Origin of the sequence: Sphingobacteruim zhuxiongii (genome assembly GCF_009557615.1) — a bacterium.
In the GTDB taxonomy this organism is placed as follows: Bacteria; Bacteroidota; Bacteroidia; order Sphingobacteriales; family Sphingobacteriaceae; genus Sphingobacterium; species Sphingobacterium zhuxiongii.
In genome coordinates this window covers 1,095,023-1,111,856 of sequence record NZ_CP045652.1, presented here as the reverse complement: position 1 = coordinate 1,111,856, position 16,834 = coordinate 1,095,023, and the positions used below count along the sequence as shown (strand labels likewise).

General features: G+C 37.8%; 16 protein-coding genes and 1 tRNA gene. 12 read left to right on the top strand and 5 right to left on the bottom strand.

The window, feature by feature from the left end:
* Positions 1-303: 303 nt before the first annotated feature.
* Genes ubiE through GFH32_RS04810 form a run of 4 tightly spaced genes read left to right on the top strand, consistent with a single transcriptional unit; the run spans position 304 to position 2,751 of the window.
* Positions 304-1,041, top strand: coding sequence for a bifunctional demethylmenaquinone methyltransferase/2-methoxy-6-polyprenyl-1,4-benzoquinol methylase UbiE (gene ubiE, locus GFH32_RS04825; protein WP_153510000.1), 738 nt, complete (start codon positions 304-306; stop codon positions 1,039-1,041).
* A 29-nt stretch (positions 1,042-1,070) separates the two neighbouring features.
* Positions 1,071-1,841, top strand: coding sequence for an SDR family oxidoreductase (locus tag GFH32_RS04820; RefSeq protein ID WP_153509999.1), 771 nt, complete (start codon positions 1,071-1,073; stop codon positions 1,839-1,841).
* Position 1,842: 1 nt separating this feature from the next.
* Positions 1,843-2,292, top strand: a complete 450-nt coding sequence (locus tag GFH32_RS04815) for a GatB/YqeY domain-containing protein (protein WP_153509998.1) — start codon at positions 1,843-1,845, stop codon at positions 2,290-2,292.
* 12 nt (positions 2,293-2,304) lie between these two features.
* Positions 2,305-2,751, top strand: coding sequence for a GNAT family N-acetyltransferase (locus GFH32_RS04810; protein ID WP_153509997.1), 447 nt, complete (start codon positions 2,305-2,307; stop codon positions 2,749-2,751).
* A gap of 247 nt (positions 2,752-2,998) precedes the next feature.
* On the opposite strand, the gene GFH32_RS04805 is transcribed toward GFH32_RS04810, so the two are convergent.
* Both GFH32_RS04805 and GFH32_RS04800 read right to left on the bottom strand, forming a co-directional pair.
* Positions 2,999-3,961: a GNAT family N-acetyltransferase gene (locus GFH32_RS04805; protein ID WP_153509996.1), complete on the bottom strand. Its 963-nt coding sequence runs from the start codon at positions 3,959-3,961 to the stop codon at positions 2,999-3,001.
* Positions 3,962-3,964: 3 nt separating this feature from the next.
* Entirely contained in the window at positions 3,965-4,798 is an 834-nt protein-coding gene (locus tag GFH32_RS04800; protein ID WP_153509995.1) for a 1-acyl-sn-glycerol-3-phosphate acyltransferase, read from the bottom strand.
* 174 nt (positions 4,799-4,972) lie between these two features.
* On the opposite strand from GFH32_RS04800, the gene GFH32_RS04795 reads away from it, so the two are divergent.
* From GFH32_RS04795 to GFH32_RS04770, 6 genes are all read left to right on the top strand, one after another.
* Positions 4,973-5,635 (top strand): CBS domain-containing protein, encoded by a 663-nt coding sequence (locus GFH32_RS04795; RefSeq protein ID WP_153509994.1) that lies wholly within the window; start codon positions 4,973-4,975, stop codon positions 5,633-5,635.
* 48 nt (positions 5,636-5,683) lie between these two features.
* Entirely contained in the window at positions 5,684-6,577 is an 894-nt protein-coding gene (locus GFH32_RS04790) for an NAD kinase (RefSeq protein ID WP_317162874.1), read from the top strand.
* Positions 6,578-6,911: 334 nt separating this feature from the next.
* Positions 6,912-7,649: an isoprenyl transferase gene (locus GFH32_RS04785; protein ID WP_153509993.1), complete on the top strand. Its 738-nt coding sequence runs from the start codon at positions 6,912-6,914 to the stop codon at positions 7,647-7,649.
* 120 nt (positions 7,650-7,769) lie between these two features.
* The gene (gene bamA, locus GFH32_RS04780; protein WP_153509992.1) at positions 7,770-10,343 is read left to right on the top strand and encodes an outer membrane protein assembly factor BamA; all 2,574 of its coding nucleotides are present in this window, start codon (positions 7,770-7,772) and stop codon (positions 10,341-10,343) included.
* Between the two features lie 61 nt (positions 10,344-10,404).
* Positions 10,405-10,938, top strand: a complete 534-nt coding sequence (locus tag GFH32_RS04775) for an OmpH/Skp family outer membrane protein (RefSeq protein ID WP_153509991.1) — start codon at positions 10,405-10,407, stop codon at positions 10,936-10,938.
* Between the two features lie 96 nt (positions 10,939-11,034).
* On the top strand, positions 11,035-11,595 hold the full coding sequence (locus tag GFH32_RS04770) for an OmpH/Skp family outer membrane protein (RefSeq protein WP_153509990.1): 561 nt from the start codon (positions 11,035-11,037) through the stop codon (positions 11,593-11,595).
* Between the two features lie 70 nt (positions 11,596-11,665).
* Here the strand turns inward: GFH32_RS04770 and GFH32_RS04765 are convergent, their stop codons facing one another.
* Positions 11,666-13,357, bottom strand: coding sequence for a GMC oxidoreductase (locus tag GFH32_RS04765; RefSeq protein ID WP_153509989.1), 1,692 nt, complete (start codon positions 13,355-13,357; stop codon positions 11,666-11,668).
* A 258-nt stretch (positions 13,358-13,615) separates the two neighbouring features.
* Here GFH32_RS04765 and GFH32_RS04760 point away from each other — a divergent pair, with 258 nt between their 5' ends.
* Positions 13,616-14,908: a (Fe-S)-binding protein gene (locus GFH32_RS04760; RefSeq protein WP_153509988.1), complete on the top strand. Its 1,293-nt coding sequence runs from the start codon at positions 13,616-13,618 to the stop codon at positions 14,906-14,908.
* A gap of 12 nt (positions 14,909-14,920) precedes the next feature.
* Positions 14,921-15,715 carry a (Fe-S)-binding protein gene (locus tag GFH32_RS04755; protein WP_153509987.1) on the top strand — a complete coding sequence of 265 codons (795 nt, stop codon included), beginning with the start codon at positions 14,921-14,923 and terminating at the stop codon, positions 15,713-15,715.
* Positions 15,716-15,772: 57 nt separating this feature from the next.
* On the opposite strand, the gene GFH32_RS04750 is transcribed toward GFH32_RS04755, so the two are convergent.
* Together GFH32_RS04750 and GFH32_RS04745 are read right to left on the bottom strand one after the other, a co-directional pair.
* A tRNA-Leu gene (locus tag GFH32_RS04750) sits at positions 15,773-15,856 on the bottom strand.
* Between the two features lie 55 nt (positions 15,857-15,911).
* Entirely contained in the window at positions 15,912-16,790 is an 879-nt protein-coding gene (locus tag GFH32_RS04745; RefSeq protein ID WP_153509986.1) for a Ppx/GppA phosphatase family protein, read from the bottom strand.
* Positions 16,791-16,834 lie beyond the last annotated feature (44 nt).

The following is a 16,834-nucleotide window of genomic DNA, read 5'->3' as shown; positions in this document are numbered from 1 at the left end:
TAAAATAGGTGCTTCAACAATCATGCTATGGATTTGAAAACTAAGTCCTAGTATTCCACATCAAATGTGGAAAACATGTTAATATATGAAAATAGACACTCAATATCAACATTTTAACAAAATGTGAATAACCTTAGTGGATGTTAATAAGCTGAATGAGTGAGTCTAAGAAATCTAATTTTCCGGCTAATGCACTCTTCAAATTCATCCTCAAGCAGTTAGCCATATTGAGGTCTTCTTTAGCTTTAAACTTGTGCTTCAGAAAAAGCAATTTTCTCTATACTTTGTTGTATCTTTGTTGCTATGTCAAACGATGCTTCTACTGTAAAACCGTATAACCCAGAAGGTGGTAAAAAAGAACAAGTTGCCGATATGTTTAACAACATTTCTAAGACTTATGATCTATTAAATCGCTTTATGACGATGGGTATTGATACGATCTGGCGAAAAAAAGCGATTAGAACATTAAAGCCACTTCATCCTCAACTTATTCTTGATGTTGCGACAGGCACTGGTGATTTTGCTTTAGAATCGATTCGCATTCTAAATCCAAAAAAAATCATTGGTGTAGACATTTCGCAGGGGATGTTAGATGTTGCGGCAGAGAAAGCAAAGAAAAAAGGCTTAACAGATCAATTTGAGGTACGATTAGGCGATTCGGAGAGTCTTCCCTTCGACGATAATACTTTCGACGCTGTCACTGTTGCATTCGGTGTCCGCAATTTTGAAAATTTAGAGCAAGGCCTTTCTGACATTCGCAGAGTATTGAAACCAGGAGGTAAAGCGATCATTCTTGAATTATCGAACCCAACCGCTTTCCCGATTAAGCAGCTTTTCCGTTTTTACTTCCATAAAGTTGTTCCAGCAATGGGGAAATTGATTTCCAAAGATAATCGTGCATATGAATATCTTCCAGAGTCGGTTGCAAAATTCCCTGACGGTGAACGTTTTGCTGCAATCACCGATAAAGTGGGATTCGCATCCTGCAATGTTCGCCCACAAACCTTTGGTTTCTGTACGATTTATGAATGCAATAAATAGGTATAACATATAAAAAATAAATTAGGCCGATGAGAACTGTATTAATCACAGGGGCCAGCTCCGGAATTGGTGCAGCATGTGCTTTAGAGTTGGCAAAAGATAAAAACTACCGCCTATTGCTATGTGCACGACGAGTTGAACGATTAGAAGAGTTAAAAAGCAAGATTAAAGACCTTAATCCCGCCTGCGAAGTACACTCCTTCAAATTAGATGTTCGCAATGCTGACGAGGTAGAAACGACATTATCCAACCTTCCTCAGGAATGGAAAAACATAGATGTCCTCATTAATAATGCTGGATTAAGCCAAGGTCTCGATCCTATCCAGACTGGCGATATTGGTGATTGGGATCGTATGATTGATACCAATGTCAAAGGCTTACTTTACGTAACGCGATTTGTCGTTCCAATGATGGAAGATAGCAAACAAGCCCATATTATTAATATTGGATCGATAGCCGGAAAAGAAGTCTATCCAAATGGCAATGTGTACTGCGCAACAAAGCATGCTGTAGACGCGTTAAATAAAGCTATGCGTATCGACTTACTCGCAAAAGGAATCAAAGTCACTGCAATAAACCCTGGCATGGTAGAAACAGAATTCTCTGAAGTTAGATTTCATGGGGATAGCAACCGTGCAAAATCCGTTTATGAAGGTGTAACGCCACTAAGCGGCCAAGATATTGCTGAAATTATAGTTTTTGCATTGAATCGTCCAGCACATGTAAACATCAATGATTTGTTGGTGATGCCAACGGTACAAGCAACAGGAACAATAGTAAACAGATCAAATTCAAAATAATATGTCATTAGAAACACAGATCAATCAAGATATTAAAGCGGCAATGATCGCTAAAGATACTGCAAAACTTAGAGGCTTACGTGCTATCAAAGCTGCTATCTTATTAGCTAAAACGGAGAAAGGCGGATCGGAAGAAATGAGCGAAGATACTGAAATCAAAGTATTGCAGAAATTAGTGAAGCAACGTAAAGAGTCAGCTGAAATTTATCAGCAACAAAATCGCAACGATCTATATCAAATTGAAATCGAAGAACAAGAGGTAATTGAAGGTTATCTTCCAAAACAATTAGACCGCACGGCAATTGAGGAAATTATTAAAGGTATTATCGCCGAAACTGGAGCATCTTCCGTTAAGGAAATGGGTAAAGTAATGGGATTGGCAAATCAAAAGCTTGCTGGACAAGCTGACGGGCGCACAATTTCTGAAGTTGTAAAGTCTTTATTAAGCTAAAAAATTACAGTAATGAATTGGGTGATCAAGGATTTTGATGCGTTAAGCGCGAAAGAATTGTATCAAATTTTACAGGTCAGGATAGAAGTATTTATGCTTGAGCAAAACTGCCTCTATCCTGAATGTGATAATAAAGATCTCCAATCAAAGCATTTGTTCCTTATGGAACAAGATCAATGCGCCGCTTATGCGCGCCTTCTCCCACCAAACCTATCGTATTCGAATTGTACCTCCATTGGACGCGTTGTCGTCAATCCTAAATTCCGAAAACAAAAACTCGGACAGAAGTTAATGAAAGAAGCGATTCAACATCAGAAAAAAGAATACCCCAATCACGTTGTCCGAATTAGCGCACAGCAATATCTACAAGACTTTTACGAAAAATTAGGTTTCATCCGAGAAAGTGAGATCTATTTGGAAGACAATATACCACATATTGAAATGGCACTTTACTCATAGTACTTATAAGGCTGTTTTTATTTCATTTCCTGGCTAAAGTCTTTCAAAACTAGTTTTCCAATTTAATAACAAAAGTGTCTATACTCGATAGGAAGTATCAGAGAATAAAAACGACAACTCTTTTATAGCTGAAGATTCTTCAACGAAGTCTGACGATTTCGCATATAGCAAGGAACTGCCGGGTTTGAGGCAATAAAAAAGCGCAAAGAATATATCCTTTGCGCTTTTTTAATACAAATTTGTTCTGTTAATCTTCGACTTTTCGACTTCCGTATACACGATCTCGTTCGAAAGTATTCATATGTCTTTCTTTTTTCGCTGGATAGATATCGTCTAAAGTGATCATGATACCTGTTTCTTCCACCTCTCCAAATTCATTGTTTCTAGCTGTACCAAAAACACGCATCGTTGGAGATAAATTCATATAAGTATTAATCAACGGCGGGATATTCTCGCCTAGGTCTCTCACTTTGGTATTCAAAACCTTATAACCTGCTTTATAATCTAAGCCATCGAAGATACCTTCATATTTTGAAATATCCGTTTTATAACCTAGATACAAATCCTCCACAGGCTTCACTAAGTTATCTTTATCCGGGAAATAATGATTCATAAAGAAAATCAATAAATCACGAGCTTCTTCATTGTAATGTGGGTACATCGTAACTTTACCAAAAAGGTATTTCACGTCAGGATTCATAAGCACGACAGCCCCTAATCCATCCCATAAGTTATCCAAAGAAAAAATTCCCTTACGATTGTCGATTGCTGGTTGATATTTGGGTTGCACCCATGAGCGACCTAATTCTACCGTATGCGGTAGATAGTCTTTCACAAATGTATCCGAGAATTCAAAATAATGTGCAGTCGATAGATGAAATTCGCCATTGCTGTCTACAGCATCAGCACATTTAATAACACGGTAACCGGCAATGACCTCTTCATCTTCCGGGTTCCAAGCAATTAGTTGATCATAGTTATGCTCACACGTATCATTCTCATCAATATCCAAAGGTAATCCTGTACCACCTCCAGCACCTCTGAAAGTTACTTCACGCAATCTCCCTATCTCACGCATAATGTTTGGTGAGTTATGGTAGTTGATCAAGTAAACCTCATTATTCCCATTATTAGTATAGCGCACAAAAGCTTCTTTGGTCAATTCAGCTTTGATCAACGCTCTATCTACTGGTTCAATTATTTCTTGCATAAATTATTTTTTACCTCTGGCCATCGCATATACGATCTCTTTCACTTCTGCGGCCCATTGGCGTTCATTTTTACTGTTATCAAATTGCGAATATGGAATCCGCTTGCCTATTTTGATGGTGATATCTTTTCCACGTTGCGAAAACAACTCATCTGGTAAATATAACATTTCAATGTTAGCTTTTAAACCTACTGACTTCCTAAATCGAGCCAAATTGTAGAAAAAGTTAGAATTACGTCCATCAATATATACTGGAACGATATCCTTTTGGTATTTTTTAGCTTTAGAAATAAAGCTTTTCTTCCATTCCAAATCAACAATTTTTCCATTTATCTTCCTGGAGACCAGACCCGCTGGAAATACTAAAAGCGCGTGATCCGAAGCGTATGCATTTTCAATCGCCGCAATTCCAGACTTACTTTGACCACCCAATTTATTTACCGGTACAAAAAGAGGCTCCAAGTTCCGAATATTCATTAAAATGTCATTCACCAAAAATTTGACATCTTTTCTGTAGTTTCCAATGGCTTGCATAAAAGCAATACCGTCAAGACCACCCAGCGGATGATTAGAAGCAAAAATTACACTGTCTTCGAGTGGAATATTTTCAATCCCTTCAAGATGTACTTTAACATCTAATTCTTTCAACAATGAATCAACAAAATCTAGTCCGATATCATCATGATAGGTTGTCATGATGTAATTGATATCATCTTCATGGATTATACGCTCCAAATAACTTATCAAAGGCTTAGGGATCCATTTGGCTAATGTTGGACTTTTCTTATGAATGACTTCCCTGACTTTAATAAACTTCTCTTTCTCTAGTAAGTCCATATAATAACCCCTCTTTTAAAGTAGCGTAAAATTACACAAATAGTTTAAAGTAGCGTAAAACATCTATTTATTTTATATGAAATTATATCTTTTTCGCTACCTTAGCTTCAACCCTGTTTTAATGAAGAATTAAACCTTTCGGGCTTTATTCGATTCAATAATATAAACGGCTATATGTTTATTGGCGAAATCATAACATCACTTTATACTGAACTCAGGCCGTCCGACACGGTGGAATATGCCTTAAATAAGGTTAATGAATTGCATTTTCATCAATTACCTGTCGTTAAAAACAAGGAATACCTAGGGCTTCTGACGGAAGAAGATTTACTTTCTGTCGAAGATGAAAGCGACCTAATCTCTGAAGTAAAAATCACTTTACCATTCATCTACCTTTACGATTATCAACACATTTACGATGCTCTTCAATATTTGGAGACCTACCAATACGATATCCTACCTATCCTAAACAAGCAGAATCAATATGTAGGCTGTGTGACTCAGCAAGATTTACTACGCGCTGTAAACCAAACGATATCGAATCAAGAAAAAGGAGCCATTATTGTTTTGGAAATGGAAGATCGTGATAATTCCCTAACGCATGTCGCTCATATCATTGAGTCAGAGAATACGAAAATCTTGAGCACGGGTATACGCGCTATCGAAGAAAGCACGAAGGTGGAGTTAACGATTAAAGTGAATAAAAACAATATCTCTTCTGTTTTAGCATCCCTTTGGCGCCATGACTATGTTGTGAAAGCTTCATTCAATGACGGCACAGATCAGAATGATATCCAAGAGCGATATAACCTTTTAATGAACTATTTGAACATATAATTTCAGAGAAATTCCCAACTTTGAACAAAATAAACAATTATTTATAGCATGAAGGAACTGTCGATAGCGGTATATGGACGTGAGTTCAATCAATCTGTCATTGGATATGTTGTTGAGCTTTTTACTTATTTACGCGAAAGGAATGTTCAAGTTTATATCTACCAAGACTTCCACGCTTTCCTAAAAAAGCTTTGTAAAGTAGATTTCAAATTTAAAAAGTTCAAATCTCATAAAGACCTGCCGAAGGATATATCCTTTATGTTGAGTCTTGGTGGCGATGGCACTATGCTTTCCGCTGCAACCTTAATTGCAGATTCGGGTATCCCAATTGCTGGAATTAACTTCGGTCGTCTAGGATTTCTAGCAAATATTTCTAAAAACAAAATTGAAGAAGCGCTAGACCAAATCCTTAACAATGAATACACCGTCCAACCTAGAGCCTTGTTACAAGTGGAAAGTTCAGACGGCACATTGAAAGCGGGAATCTCTAATGCCTTAAATGATATTACCGTTTTCCGTTATGATTCCTCTGCGATGATTACCGTGCATGCGGTCCTCAATGGCGAACTATTAAACAGTTACTGGTCAGATGGGCTTATCATTGCGACCCCGACTGGATCTACAGCCTACTCATTGAGTTGTGGCGGCCCAATTATTATGCCTGGAAGTGGAAACTTTGTCATTACGCCAGTGTCTCCACATAACCTTAATGTACGTCCTATCGTGGTTTCGGAAAACATGGAATTGCGATTAGATATTGAAAGCCGTACGGAAAAATATATCGTCAGTTGTGATTCAAAAAGTTATACCCTGTCTACTAAAACAAGTCTATTAATTACGAAAGCACCCTATCCAGTAAACCTGATTCGTTTAAAAGAAGATCAGTATTTTGGGATATTACGTGAAAAACTACTTTGGGGTATCGATGTTCGAAATTATTAATATTCGGTTTAACCTGCATTTAACTTTATTTTAGTGCAGGGAATGACCTAAAACCTGTATCTTTACGAAAATTTGTCTTACTTTGAAAACAAGAGAGGCTTTAACTGGCAATTCTACCAGCGCAACTGATAACAATTATACCCGCTTGCAAGGCCGGGAATATAATTGTCTTGCCTTTTCGCGCAATAAAAAAATAAGTAAAAAATCACCTTCATTTTATTGATTATCAAACACATCCAACCCTACCAATCAGGGTTGATTATCGTTGATATAAAAAATGAAGCCTTCGATTCCGAAAATAAAACCTGAGGAATCATCAATTGAATAATAACAAATGGACTATAAAGAGAATATAGACAAAACTAATCTTCCCAAGCATATTGCCATCATCATGGATGGGAATGGCCGCTGGGCAAAAGAAAAAGGTGAGCTGCGTGTCTTTGGGCACAGAAATGGTGTAACCGCTGTTCGCGAAGCCCTAGAAGCCGCCGTTGAAATCGGTGTCTCTTACCTAACCCTTTATGCCTTTTCAACCGAAAACTGGAATCGCCCCCAATTTGAAGTCGATGCACTAATGGAATTATTAGTAGACTCCTTAAATAAAGAACTTCCAACCTTTCAAAAAAACAATATCCGTGTGAATACGATTGGACGCACTGCAGATCTACCCCCGCATTGTCAGGTAACCCTTCAGAGCACAATCGACCAAACCAAAGATAATACAGGATGTACCCTTACCCTAGCGCTAAGTTATGGCTCTAGACAAGAAATTCTTGATGCTACAAAAAGCATCGCGAGGAAGCTTCAATCTGGAGAATTAAAAGAGGAAGATATTAATGAAGAAGTCTTCAGTAATAATCTATATACGAAAGCTCTTCCAGACCCTGAAATGATGATTCGAACAAGCGGTGAGCAACGTATCAGCAACTATATGTTATGGCAACTGGCTTACACAGAATTATTCTTCCTACCGATCATGTGGCCAGAATTTTCTAGAGAACATCTATTCGAATGTATCTATTTGTATCAAAACCGAGAAAGAAGATTCGGGAAAACTAGTGAACAATTATAAGAAATCATTACTTTTGCAACATTTTGATTTTGGCGCTGTTAAAGCCATAATTTCGTAATATTTCTTTTAACAAAAATTAACAAGACTTTGCTGTACTTTAGCAGACATAATAAAGAGTAGATGAATCACAAAATTAAACTTACCTTATTACTGACCATATTTTTATTAAACTTCGCGTATGCTCAGATTCCAGGCAATCGCCCTCTTAATTTAAATAACAGAAACGATATCAGTGCATTGGAGCCGAAGAACTATGTAATCGGCGGAATTGACGTAAAAGGAGCTCAGTACTTAGATAAGGATGTCTTGGTTACTATTTCAAGACTAACTGTTGGTGAATATATTGAGGTTCCAAGTGAACAAACGGCGAACGTAATTAAGTTCTTAATGGATCAGAACTTATTTGAAGATGTTCAGCTTTATGCTACCAGAATTCAAGACGAGACTATATTTTTAGAAATACGCGTTGTTGAGCGTCCTAGATTAACTCGTGTAGATATCAATGGTTTGAGTAAGAGTCAAACTGAAGAAGTTCGCAAGCGTCTAAATGCAAACACCGGTAAGATTGTAAACGAGAATCTACTCCAAACAACAAAAAACACCATCGAAAAATTCCTTCGTGAAAAATCATACTTGTACCCAGAAATTAAAGTAAAAACGATCAAGGACTCTGCGCAAAACAACAATGAAATTGTTGTAGTCGATGTAGATCGTCACAAGAAGATTAAAGTTAGAAAAGTTGATTTCGAAGGAAACGAAGAATTTAGTGACAAACAATTACGCAAATTTTTAAAAGGTGTTAAGCCTAGAGCTTGGTTCCGCGTATTTGGTCCAGGAAAATTCAAAGAAGACAAATATGAAGAGGCGAAAGAGAAATTGATCGCTAAAATGCAAGATAAAGGATATCGTGATGCTCAAATATTAAAGGATAGTGTATACCGCTTTGATAATAATGAAGTAGCAATCGATTTCGATATCTACGAAGGTCCAAAATATTACGTTGGTAATATCGAATGGGCTGGAAATGCAAAATACAAAGATTCTGTATTAAATATCCTCCTAGGAATTCAAAAAGGTGACGTATATAGCGAAGAAAAATTAAACTCTAAGCTTTCTGGACCAACGAGAAACTCGGATGATATCGCTGCCATTTACCAAAATGATGGTTACTTAACATTCAACGTACAACCCGTGATCAAACGTATTTACCAAGATACGGTAGATTTGGAAATCCAAATGTTTGAGGGTAAACAATACACCATCAACAATGTTATCTTGAAAGGTAACGATGTAACGAATGACCGTGTTGTATTACGTTCGATCTACTCAAAACCAGGTCAGAAATACTCTCGTGAGTTATTAGTACGTTCTGTACGTGAGATCTCCCAATTAGGAATGTTTGATGAGCAAAAAGTAACACCGATGCCAACAAACTTGAACTATGAGGACGGTACAACAGATATTGAATTCTCGGTGGCTGAAAAGCCTTCTGATCAAGTAGAACTTTCTGGAGGTTATGGAGCCGGCCAAGTTATCGGTACCTTAGGATTGACGTTCAACAACTTCTCTACTAGTAATTTCTTTAAGAAAGAAGCTTGGAAACCACTTCCTCGTGGAGATGGACAGAAATTAAGTATTCGTGGCCAAACATCGGGAAAACGCTATCAATCATACAGCTTTTCATTCTCTGAGCCTTGGTTAGGTGGTAAAAAACCTATCTATTTCGGATTAAGCGCTTATATCTCGAACTCACAATCACAATATTACAATCCTCAAACAGGTCGTTACGAAGGTTATGCAAATAACCCGAAAATTCAAATGCACGGGGTAACAGCAACATTAGGTAAGCGTTTACAATGGCCAGATAATTACTTCCAGATTAATAGTTCATTATCTTACCAACGTTACGTACTTGAGAACTACGGAAACTATTTCTTGTTCTCAAACGGTACAGCGACTAATATTAACTTTACACAGGAAATTAGCAGAAACTCTATCGATGCGCCTATCTACCCTACCTCAGGTTCACACTTGAAGTTTAGCGTACAGTTAACGCCTCCATATTCATTATGGAATAATGTAAACTACGCGACGGCGCCTGATAATGAGAAGTATAAATGGACTGAATATCATAAATGGAAGTTTGACTCACAATGGTATACTAAGATTGTAGGTAAATTGGTGTTAAAAACACAAGCTCAATTTGGATATTTAGGTCAATATGGAAATGAAACGCCAACCTCTCCTTTCGAGCGCTTCAAGCTCGGAGGTGATGGTATGCAAGGCTTTGACTTCCTTCAAGGATCTGAGATTATCGCTATGCGTGGATACGCGAACGGTACTGTTATCCCTGCTTCTACTGGTAATTCTATGCAAAACATTGCTATTCAATCTGGTAGTCCAATCTATGCAAAATATCAAATTGAACTTCGTCACCCAATCATGTTAAACGATCAAGCAACTGTATTTGCATTAGCATTCGCCGAAGCGGGTAACACTTGGAATAAATTTGATGAAGTGAATCCATTTAAGGTTCGTCGTGCAGTAGGTGTCGGAGCACGTATTTTCTTACCTATCTTTGGTATGTTAGGAATTGATTATGGTCATGCGTTAGATCCAATCCCTGGAATGCAAAACTCTCAATGGAAACAAAACTTTACGTTTAGTATTATCCAGAACATGGGTGGATTTTAGGATTAAACTTTTTAGCACAATATTTGTCATAAACAAAGAAATGATTAAAATAGGTAGATCTATGAAACGAATATTAGTATTAGTGGCTATGCTAGCCTTCATGGGCAGTGTATCATACGCGCAGAAATTAGCTTATGTAGATTCAGAATTTGTGATGAAACATATCCCTGAATATAACAATGCGCAAAAACAGTTAGACAATTTATCACAACAATGGCAATCGGAGGTCGATAAGCAATATGCGGATATTGAGAACTTATACAAAGCTTATCAAACCGATGCACCTCGCTTAAATGAAGACATGCGTAAGCGTCGTGAAGATGAGATTGTCAACAAAGAGAAATCAGTAAAAGAGTTTCAACGTGGAAAATTTGGTATGGAAGGCGAATTATTTCAACAACGCGAGAAGTTGATGAAGCCTATTCAAGACCGTGTTCAAAAGGCAATTCAAGACGTTGCAAAAGCGCAACAGTTTGATTTTATTTTAGATAAGCGTAGTGAAACTTCATTTTTATATGCTAATCCTGCAATGGACAAAAGTAACGAGGTTATTACTAAGTTAGGATTGAAGCCAAATGCATCCTTGGCAAACTAAGTTTTTTTATTATTATTGCGTAACTAATTTTTAACTAGATAATTTAAAATAGCAAAATCCTTATATCAGCGTATATAAGTAATTAACATGAACAGCATGAAAAATTTATTGAAAAGTGTAGTAGTAGCATCGGGAGTTTTATTGGCAGCAAACACGGCGAGTGCACAACAAAAAATCGGACATATCAATACTGCAGAGATTGTTCAATCAACTCCGGAGTTTCAAGCAGCGGAAGCACAAATGAAAACCTTAAGCGAAACAAAACAAAAAGAGCTTCAAGGAATGTATGCTGAATACCAAAAGAAACAAAACGACGCGAATGAAAAGTTGAGAAACAGAAGCGAAGCAAATAAAGATGCTGTAGATGCTGAAGTTCAAACTATCGCAAACTCTATGCGCGAAATGGAAACACGTATCCAAGAAGTACAACGCGTAGCACAAGAGGATATCGGTAAGAAACAACAAGAATTATACGCTCCTATTGAACAAAAAGTATTTACTGCAATCAATTCAGTAGCGCAAGAAAAAGGATACGCTTATGTATTAGATGTTTCTAATGGAAGTATTCCTTATTTTGGTGGTGGTGACGACTTAACTACAGATATCAAGAAAAAACTTGGTATTTCAGCGACAGCAGCACCTGCAACTAAAAAATAAGTTTAAGACATTCTTAATCAAAAAAGGCTTTCAATTTGAAAGCCTTTTTTGATTCTTATGCATCCCTAAATTAAAGATTTCCCTTTTTCATTTCTTCAATAGCATAATTAGCTGCTCGAGCAGTCAATGCCATAAAGGTCAAGGAGGGATTCTGTGTTCCTGTGGAGGTCATACTCGCCCCATCTGTTACAAACACATTCTTACAACTATGGACTTGGTTCCATCGATTCAAAATGGACGTTTTGGGATCAAGCCCCATCCTTGCTCCCCCCATTTCGTGGATATCAAGACCCGGATTTTGTTTTGTGTTATGGCTATAAATATCCTTCACACCAATATATTCAAGCATTTCAGATGCTTGTACGATAAAGTCTTCCATGCTTTTCTGATCATTATCGTCGTACTGAACGGAGGTAATAAGTTGTGGCATCCCATACTTGTCTTTCCGATCAGCACTAAGACGGACATGATTGCTTTCTTTTGGAATGGTTTCTCCTTGCATCATCATTCCAACACCCCAACCACCGACTTCAAGTAAACTGTCTTTAAATTCTCCTCCAACTTGTTGATCAGTAGCAATTCCGCGTCTTCTGTAAGCTGAGAAAAATGAAGCATATCCGCGTAAGAAATCCGTTTCTTGTTTTTTCACATTTCTAAAGTTAGGAATTAGAGGTTGCGTCGGTCTTCGACCAAAATAATATTGATCTTCAAATCCTTCTATGCTTCCACCGACACTTCCTAAATAATTGTGAAAAGCGACAAATTTCCCCAACGTACCACTGTCATTTCCTAAACCATTTGGAAAACGAGAAGATTTAGAATTCATCAATATTAAATTACTCGCCAGTGCCGAGGCATTCAAGAAAATAATCTTAGCCTTGTATTCTGTGGTTTCCATTGTCTCCGCATCAATCACACGCACACCAGAAGCTTTCTGCGTTATTTCATCAAAAAGTATCGATTCGACAATAGACTGCGATTTCAACGTCAAATTACCAGTCTTCTCTGCCCAAGGCAAAGTTGAAGCATTAGAACTGAAATACCCTCCAAATGGACATCCACGTTGACACATCGTGCGATTCTGACACGGTGTTCTACCCTGTTGAATATGTATCGGCTGAGGCGAGGAAATATGGGCACATCGACCGGAAATAACTTGTCTGTCTGGATATTTCTGAGGAATCTTTTGCTGAATCATTCGTTCCACCGCATTTAAATCAAATGCAGGAAGAAATTCTCCATCGGGCATAGCTGAATTACCATCGCGATTACCCGAAACGCCAATAAACTTTTCTACATAACTATACCAGGGAGCGATGTCTGCATATCGAATTGGCCAATCGACCGCAAAACCATCTCTCGCCGGACCTGAAAAATCAAAATCACTCCAGCGTTGCACCTGACGCGCCCATGTTAAAGACTTACCGCCAACTTGATAGCTTCGTATCCAATCGAACGGATGTTCCTGAATATATTCTTGATCTTTATCTTTTGTGAAAAAATGCATGGCATCTTCCTTAAAAGCATAGCATTTGGAGGCTATTGGATTCTCCTCTCGCAATTTTGTACTCAAGGCATTATGATGCTCAAATTGCCAAGGATCTGTAAATGCTGTAGGATAATCTTTTATATGTTTGACGTCTCTCCCCCGTTCTAAGACTAGGGTCTTGAATCCTTTTTCACAGAATTCCTTTGCTGCCCAACCGCCGGAAATACCCGAACCGATGATAATAACATCAAATTGATTTGTTTCAGACTTCATTATGTTTTGTATAGATAGTTAATTGACGAGGTCAATCAACAGATTTGGGTTGTACAACGCAATTTACAAAAGAGTACACATATAAATCAAGCTTTTGCACTATTGCATCAATAATGTTATTTTGTAATCATGAGACATGGTGAGGCTAACATAACTTTTATTATATCTTGCCAATTGTTTTTAATCTTTCTAAATAATTTATTATGCATGCATAGTATAGTCGCTTTCTTTATATTTGTTTTACCTAATTTGTAAACTATGATAGGTCAAATACTATTCGGCGTGTTGTTGATCGCGTCGTTAATTCTTTTCTTCTATAACGCCAAAAAGATTTACCGAAATATTAAACTCGGAAAATCTATCAATCGATTTGATCAGCCTGGAGAACGACTAAAAACAATGCTTTTGGTAGCTTTTGGGCAAAAAAAGATGTTTAAAAAACCGATTCCAGCGCTCCTCCATCTATTCGTATATGTCGGCTTTTGTATTATCAACATTGAAATGCTGGAGATCGTAATTGATGGTCTATTTGGAACACACCGCGTATTTTCGTTTTTAGGAGGCTTTTATAATTTTCTAATCTATGCTTTCGAAATATTAGCGTTTGCTGTATTATTAGGCTGTGTGATTTTCTTTATTCGTAGAAACGTCTTAAAGCTAAAAAGGTTAAATCAGCCAGAGTTAAATAATTGGCCTAAAACGGACGCCAATCTTATATTAACAGCAGAAATACTTTTAATGACAGCATTCATATTCATGAATGCAGCCGATCAAAAACTACAGGCGATGGGCGCTGAGCATTATCATATGGCTGGGTCTTTCCCAATTAGCGCTTACCTCCTTCCTTTATTACCAAATGAAGCAAGCAGTTTAATCCTGATTGAACGGATTTGCTGGTGGTTTCATATCCTTGGCGTTTTTGCCTTTTTGAACTATCTTCCGATATCCAAACACTTACATATTCTATTGGCGTTTCCGAACACCTATTTCTCACGTTTGGAACCAAAGGGAAAACTTGACAATATGCCATCGGTTACCGCCGAAGTGAAAGTAATGTTAGATCCTTCTTTACCGCCTCCAACAGGTGAGCCTACGCGATTCGGAGTGAAGGACGCATTAGATTTGACTTGGAAAAATTTGCTCGATGCATATACTTGTACAGAATGTGGACGTTGCACGTCCGCATGTCCAGCAAACATCACTGGAAAACTCCTCTCGCCTCGTAAAATCATGATGGATACTCGAGATCGTATCGAAGAGATTGGAAAGAACATAGACAAGAATGGAGCCTTTCAGGAGGACGGAAAATCTTTATTAGACACTTATATCACTAGAGAAGAGATATGGGCTTGTACAAGCTGTAATGCTTGCGTAGAGCAATGCCCTGTTAACATTAATCCCTTAGAGATAATTATTGGTTTACGCCAATTCTCAGTAATGGAAGAATCACAAGCTCCATCTAGTGTAAACAACATGTTTTCCAATTTAGAAAACAATGGAGCGCCTTGGAAATATGCACAGGCAGACCGTGCAAATTGGACTAATCAATAAGATGAATTTAACATGGAAAATAACATACATATTCCTACCGTAGCGGAACTATTAGCCAAAGGAGAATCTCCAGATCTATTGTTTTGGGTTGGCTGTGCGGGAAGTTTCGACGAACGCGCACAAAGAATTACTCGCGATATCTGCAAGATATTACACCATGTAGGTATTAAATATGCTATTCTGGGTACGGAAGAATCCTGTACAGGAGATCCTGCAAAGCGTGCCGGAAACGAATTTCTTTTTCAAATGCAAGCCATGATGAATATTGAAGTGCTGAATGGTTATGAGATCAAGAAAATAGTGACTGCTTGTCCACATTGCTTCAATACTTTAAAGAATGAGTATCCTAGCCTCGGCGGAAGCTATGAAGTCATCCACCATACGCAACTCATACAATCATTAATTGACGACGGTAAATTAAAACCTGCCGACGGGCATGAGTTTAAAGGCAAAAAGATCACTTACCATGACCCTTGCTATTTAGGTCGCGCAAATGAAATTTATGAAGCTCCTCGCAAAGCTTTAGAAGTACTAGATGCAGACCTAGTTGAATTAAAACGATGTAAATCGAATGGTCTTTGTTGTGGTGCCGGTGGTGCGCAAATGTTTAAAGAACCAGAAAAAGGAAATAAAGACATCAATGTTGAGCGTATTGAAGATGTGATTGAAAGTCAAGCAACCGTTGTTGCCGCGGCTTGTCCATTTTGTATGACGATGCTCCGTGATGGTGTCAAGGTCAAAGAAAAAGAACAGGAAATCCAAGTCCTTGATATTGCAGAAATAACCGTTAAAGCGAATAAAATTTAATAGGATTGAATAATAAAAAAGCCTTGCAAAATGCAAGGCTTTTTTATTGCTGTTCAGTACCTAGGAGCAGATTCGAACTGCCATGCCCATTCAGGCGCCACCCCCTCAAGATGGTGCGTCTACCAATTTCGCCACCTAGGTATCTACACCGCAAAAATATAATTATTTTCTATACTTGCAACGCAAAATGCGAGTATTATTTTTTAAAATTTTTATTGATTAAAGTTTGGATAATACCGTCCGCAAGACCAATTCTTGGCGCAGTGATATTCTTCAAATGGCCAACTTTCATGATGGTCAAAAAGATTTCCGCGGCAGGAATAATAACATCCGCACGATCTTGCTTCAATTCCAACAAGTTAATACGATCCTTCAAGGAATATGAATTTAAGTAAACATACATCGCTTTCAATTTCGCATAAGAAATTGGCTTGTCTGCTTTCTCATTTGCCAGCCTTGAAAGTTTGTTAATATTTCCTCCTGAACCAATGCCATAAATATTCTTATAGGACTTTGTAATCTCCTTAACCCAACGTTTCATATCATCCCACGTCTCTGGCGCGTCCTGATTATCTAAAATACGAATAGTCCCTAAGTTGAATGATCTAGAAGCGACAAGCTCGCCATTGGCAAAAAGTGATATTTCCGTACTACCGCCACCAACATCAATATACAAATAAGCTTTATTACGATCCATAGTGGTTTGACTATGTACGTTATAGATAATCTGCGCTTCTATCGCTCCATCGATAATTTGAATATCGACACCCACTTTCTTACATGCGGCAACAACCGCATCACCATTATCGGCATCCCGCATTGCTGAAGTCGCACAAGCCATATAATCCGTAACACGATAAACATCCATTAGATTTTTGAACGCACTCATCGTCTTTACCATACTATCAAATTTCCCCTCTGATATATGACGATGGATAAATGCATCATCACCTAAGCGTAAAGGAACGCGTAATAAAGTATTTTTACTGAAGACAACTTCGTTTTCTCGTTCAATAATATCGGCGATTAATAATCGTACGGCATTTGAGCCAATATCTATAGCGGCGTATCTCACGTTTGTAAATTTGATTTAAGGACAATTTTACTTATCCTAGATTA

What these genes read in the sequence shown, in the direction of transcription:
- ubiE (WP_153510000.1), top strand. Translation starts at nt 304, where the DNA reads ATGTCAAACGATGCTTCTACTGTAAAACCGTATAACCCAGAAGGTGGT.
- GFH32_RS04820 (WP_153509999.1), top strand. Translation starts at nt 1,071, where the DNA reads ATGAGAACTGTATTAATCACAGGGGCCAGCTCCGGAATTGGTGCAGCA.
- GFH32_RS04815 (WP_153509998.1), top strand. Translation starts at nt 1,843, where the DNA reads ATGTCATTAGAAACACAGATCAATCAAGATATTAAAGCGGCAATGATC.
- GFH32_RS04810 (WP_153509997.1), top strand. Translation starts at nt 2,305, where the DNA reads ATGAATTGGGTGATCAAGGATTTTGATGCGTTAAGCGCGAAAGAATTG.
- GFH32_RS04805 (WP_153509996.1), bottom strand. Translation starts at nt 3,961, where the DNA reads ATGCAAGAAATAATTGAACCAGTAGATAGAGCGTTGATCAAAGCTGAA.
- GFH32_RS04800 (WP_153509995.1), bottom strand. Translation starts at nt 4,798, where the DNA reads ATGGACTTACTAGAGAAAGAGAAGTTTATTAAAGTCAGGGAAGTCATT.
- GFH32_RS04795 (WP_153509994.1), top strand. Translation starts at nt 4,973, where the DNA reads ATGTTTATTGGCGAAATCATAACATCACTTTATACTGAACTCAGGCCG.
- GFH32_RS04790 (WP_317162874.1), top strand. Translation starts at nt 5,684, where the DNA reads ATGAAGGAACTGTCGATAGCGGTATATGGACGTGAGTTCAATCAATCT.
- GFH32_RS04785 (WP_153509993.1), top strand. Translation starts at nt 6,912, where the DNA reads ATGGACTATAAAGAGAATATAGACAAAACTAATCTTCCCAAGCATATT.
- bamA (WP_153509992.1), top strand. Translation starts at nt 7,770, where the DNA reads ATGAATCACAAAATTAAACTTACCTTATTACTGACCATATTTTTATTA.
- GFH32_RS04775 (WP_153509991.1), top strand. Translation starts at nt 10,405, where the DNA reads ATGAAACGAATATTAGTATTAGTGGCTATGCTAGCCTTCATGGGCAGT.
- GFH32_RS04770 (WP_153509990.1), top strand. Translation starts at nt 11,035, where the DNA reads ATGAAAAATTTATTGAAAAGTGTAGTAGTAGCATCGGGAGTTTTATTG.
- GFH32_RS04765 (WP_153509989.1), bottom strand. Translation starts at nt 13,357, where the DNA reads ATGAAGTCTGAAACAAATCAATTTGATGTTATTATCATCGGTTCGGGT.
- GFH32_RS04760 (WP_153509988.1), top strand. Translation starts at nt 13,616, where the DNA reads ATGATAGGTCAAATACTATTCGGCGTGTTGTTGATCGCGTCGTTAATT.
- GFH32_RS04755 (WP_153509987.1), top strand. Translation starts at nt 14,921, where the DNA reads ATGGAAAATAACATACATATTCCTACCGTAGCGGAACTATTAGCCAAA.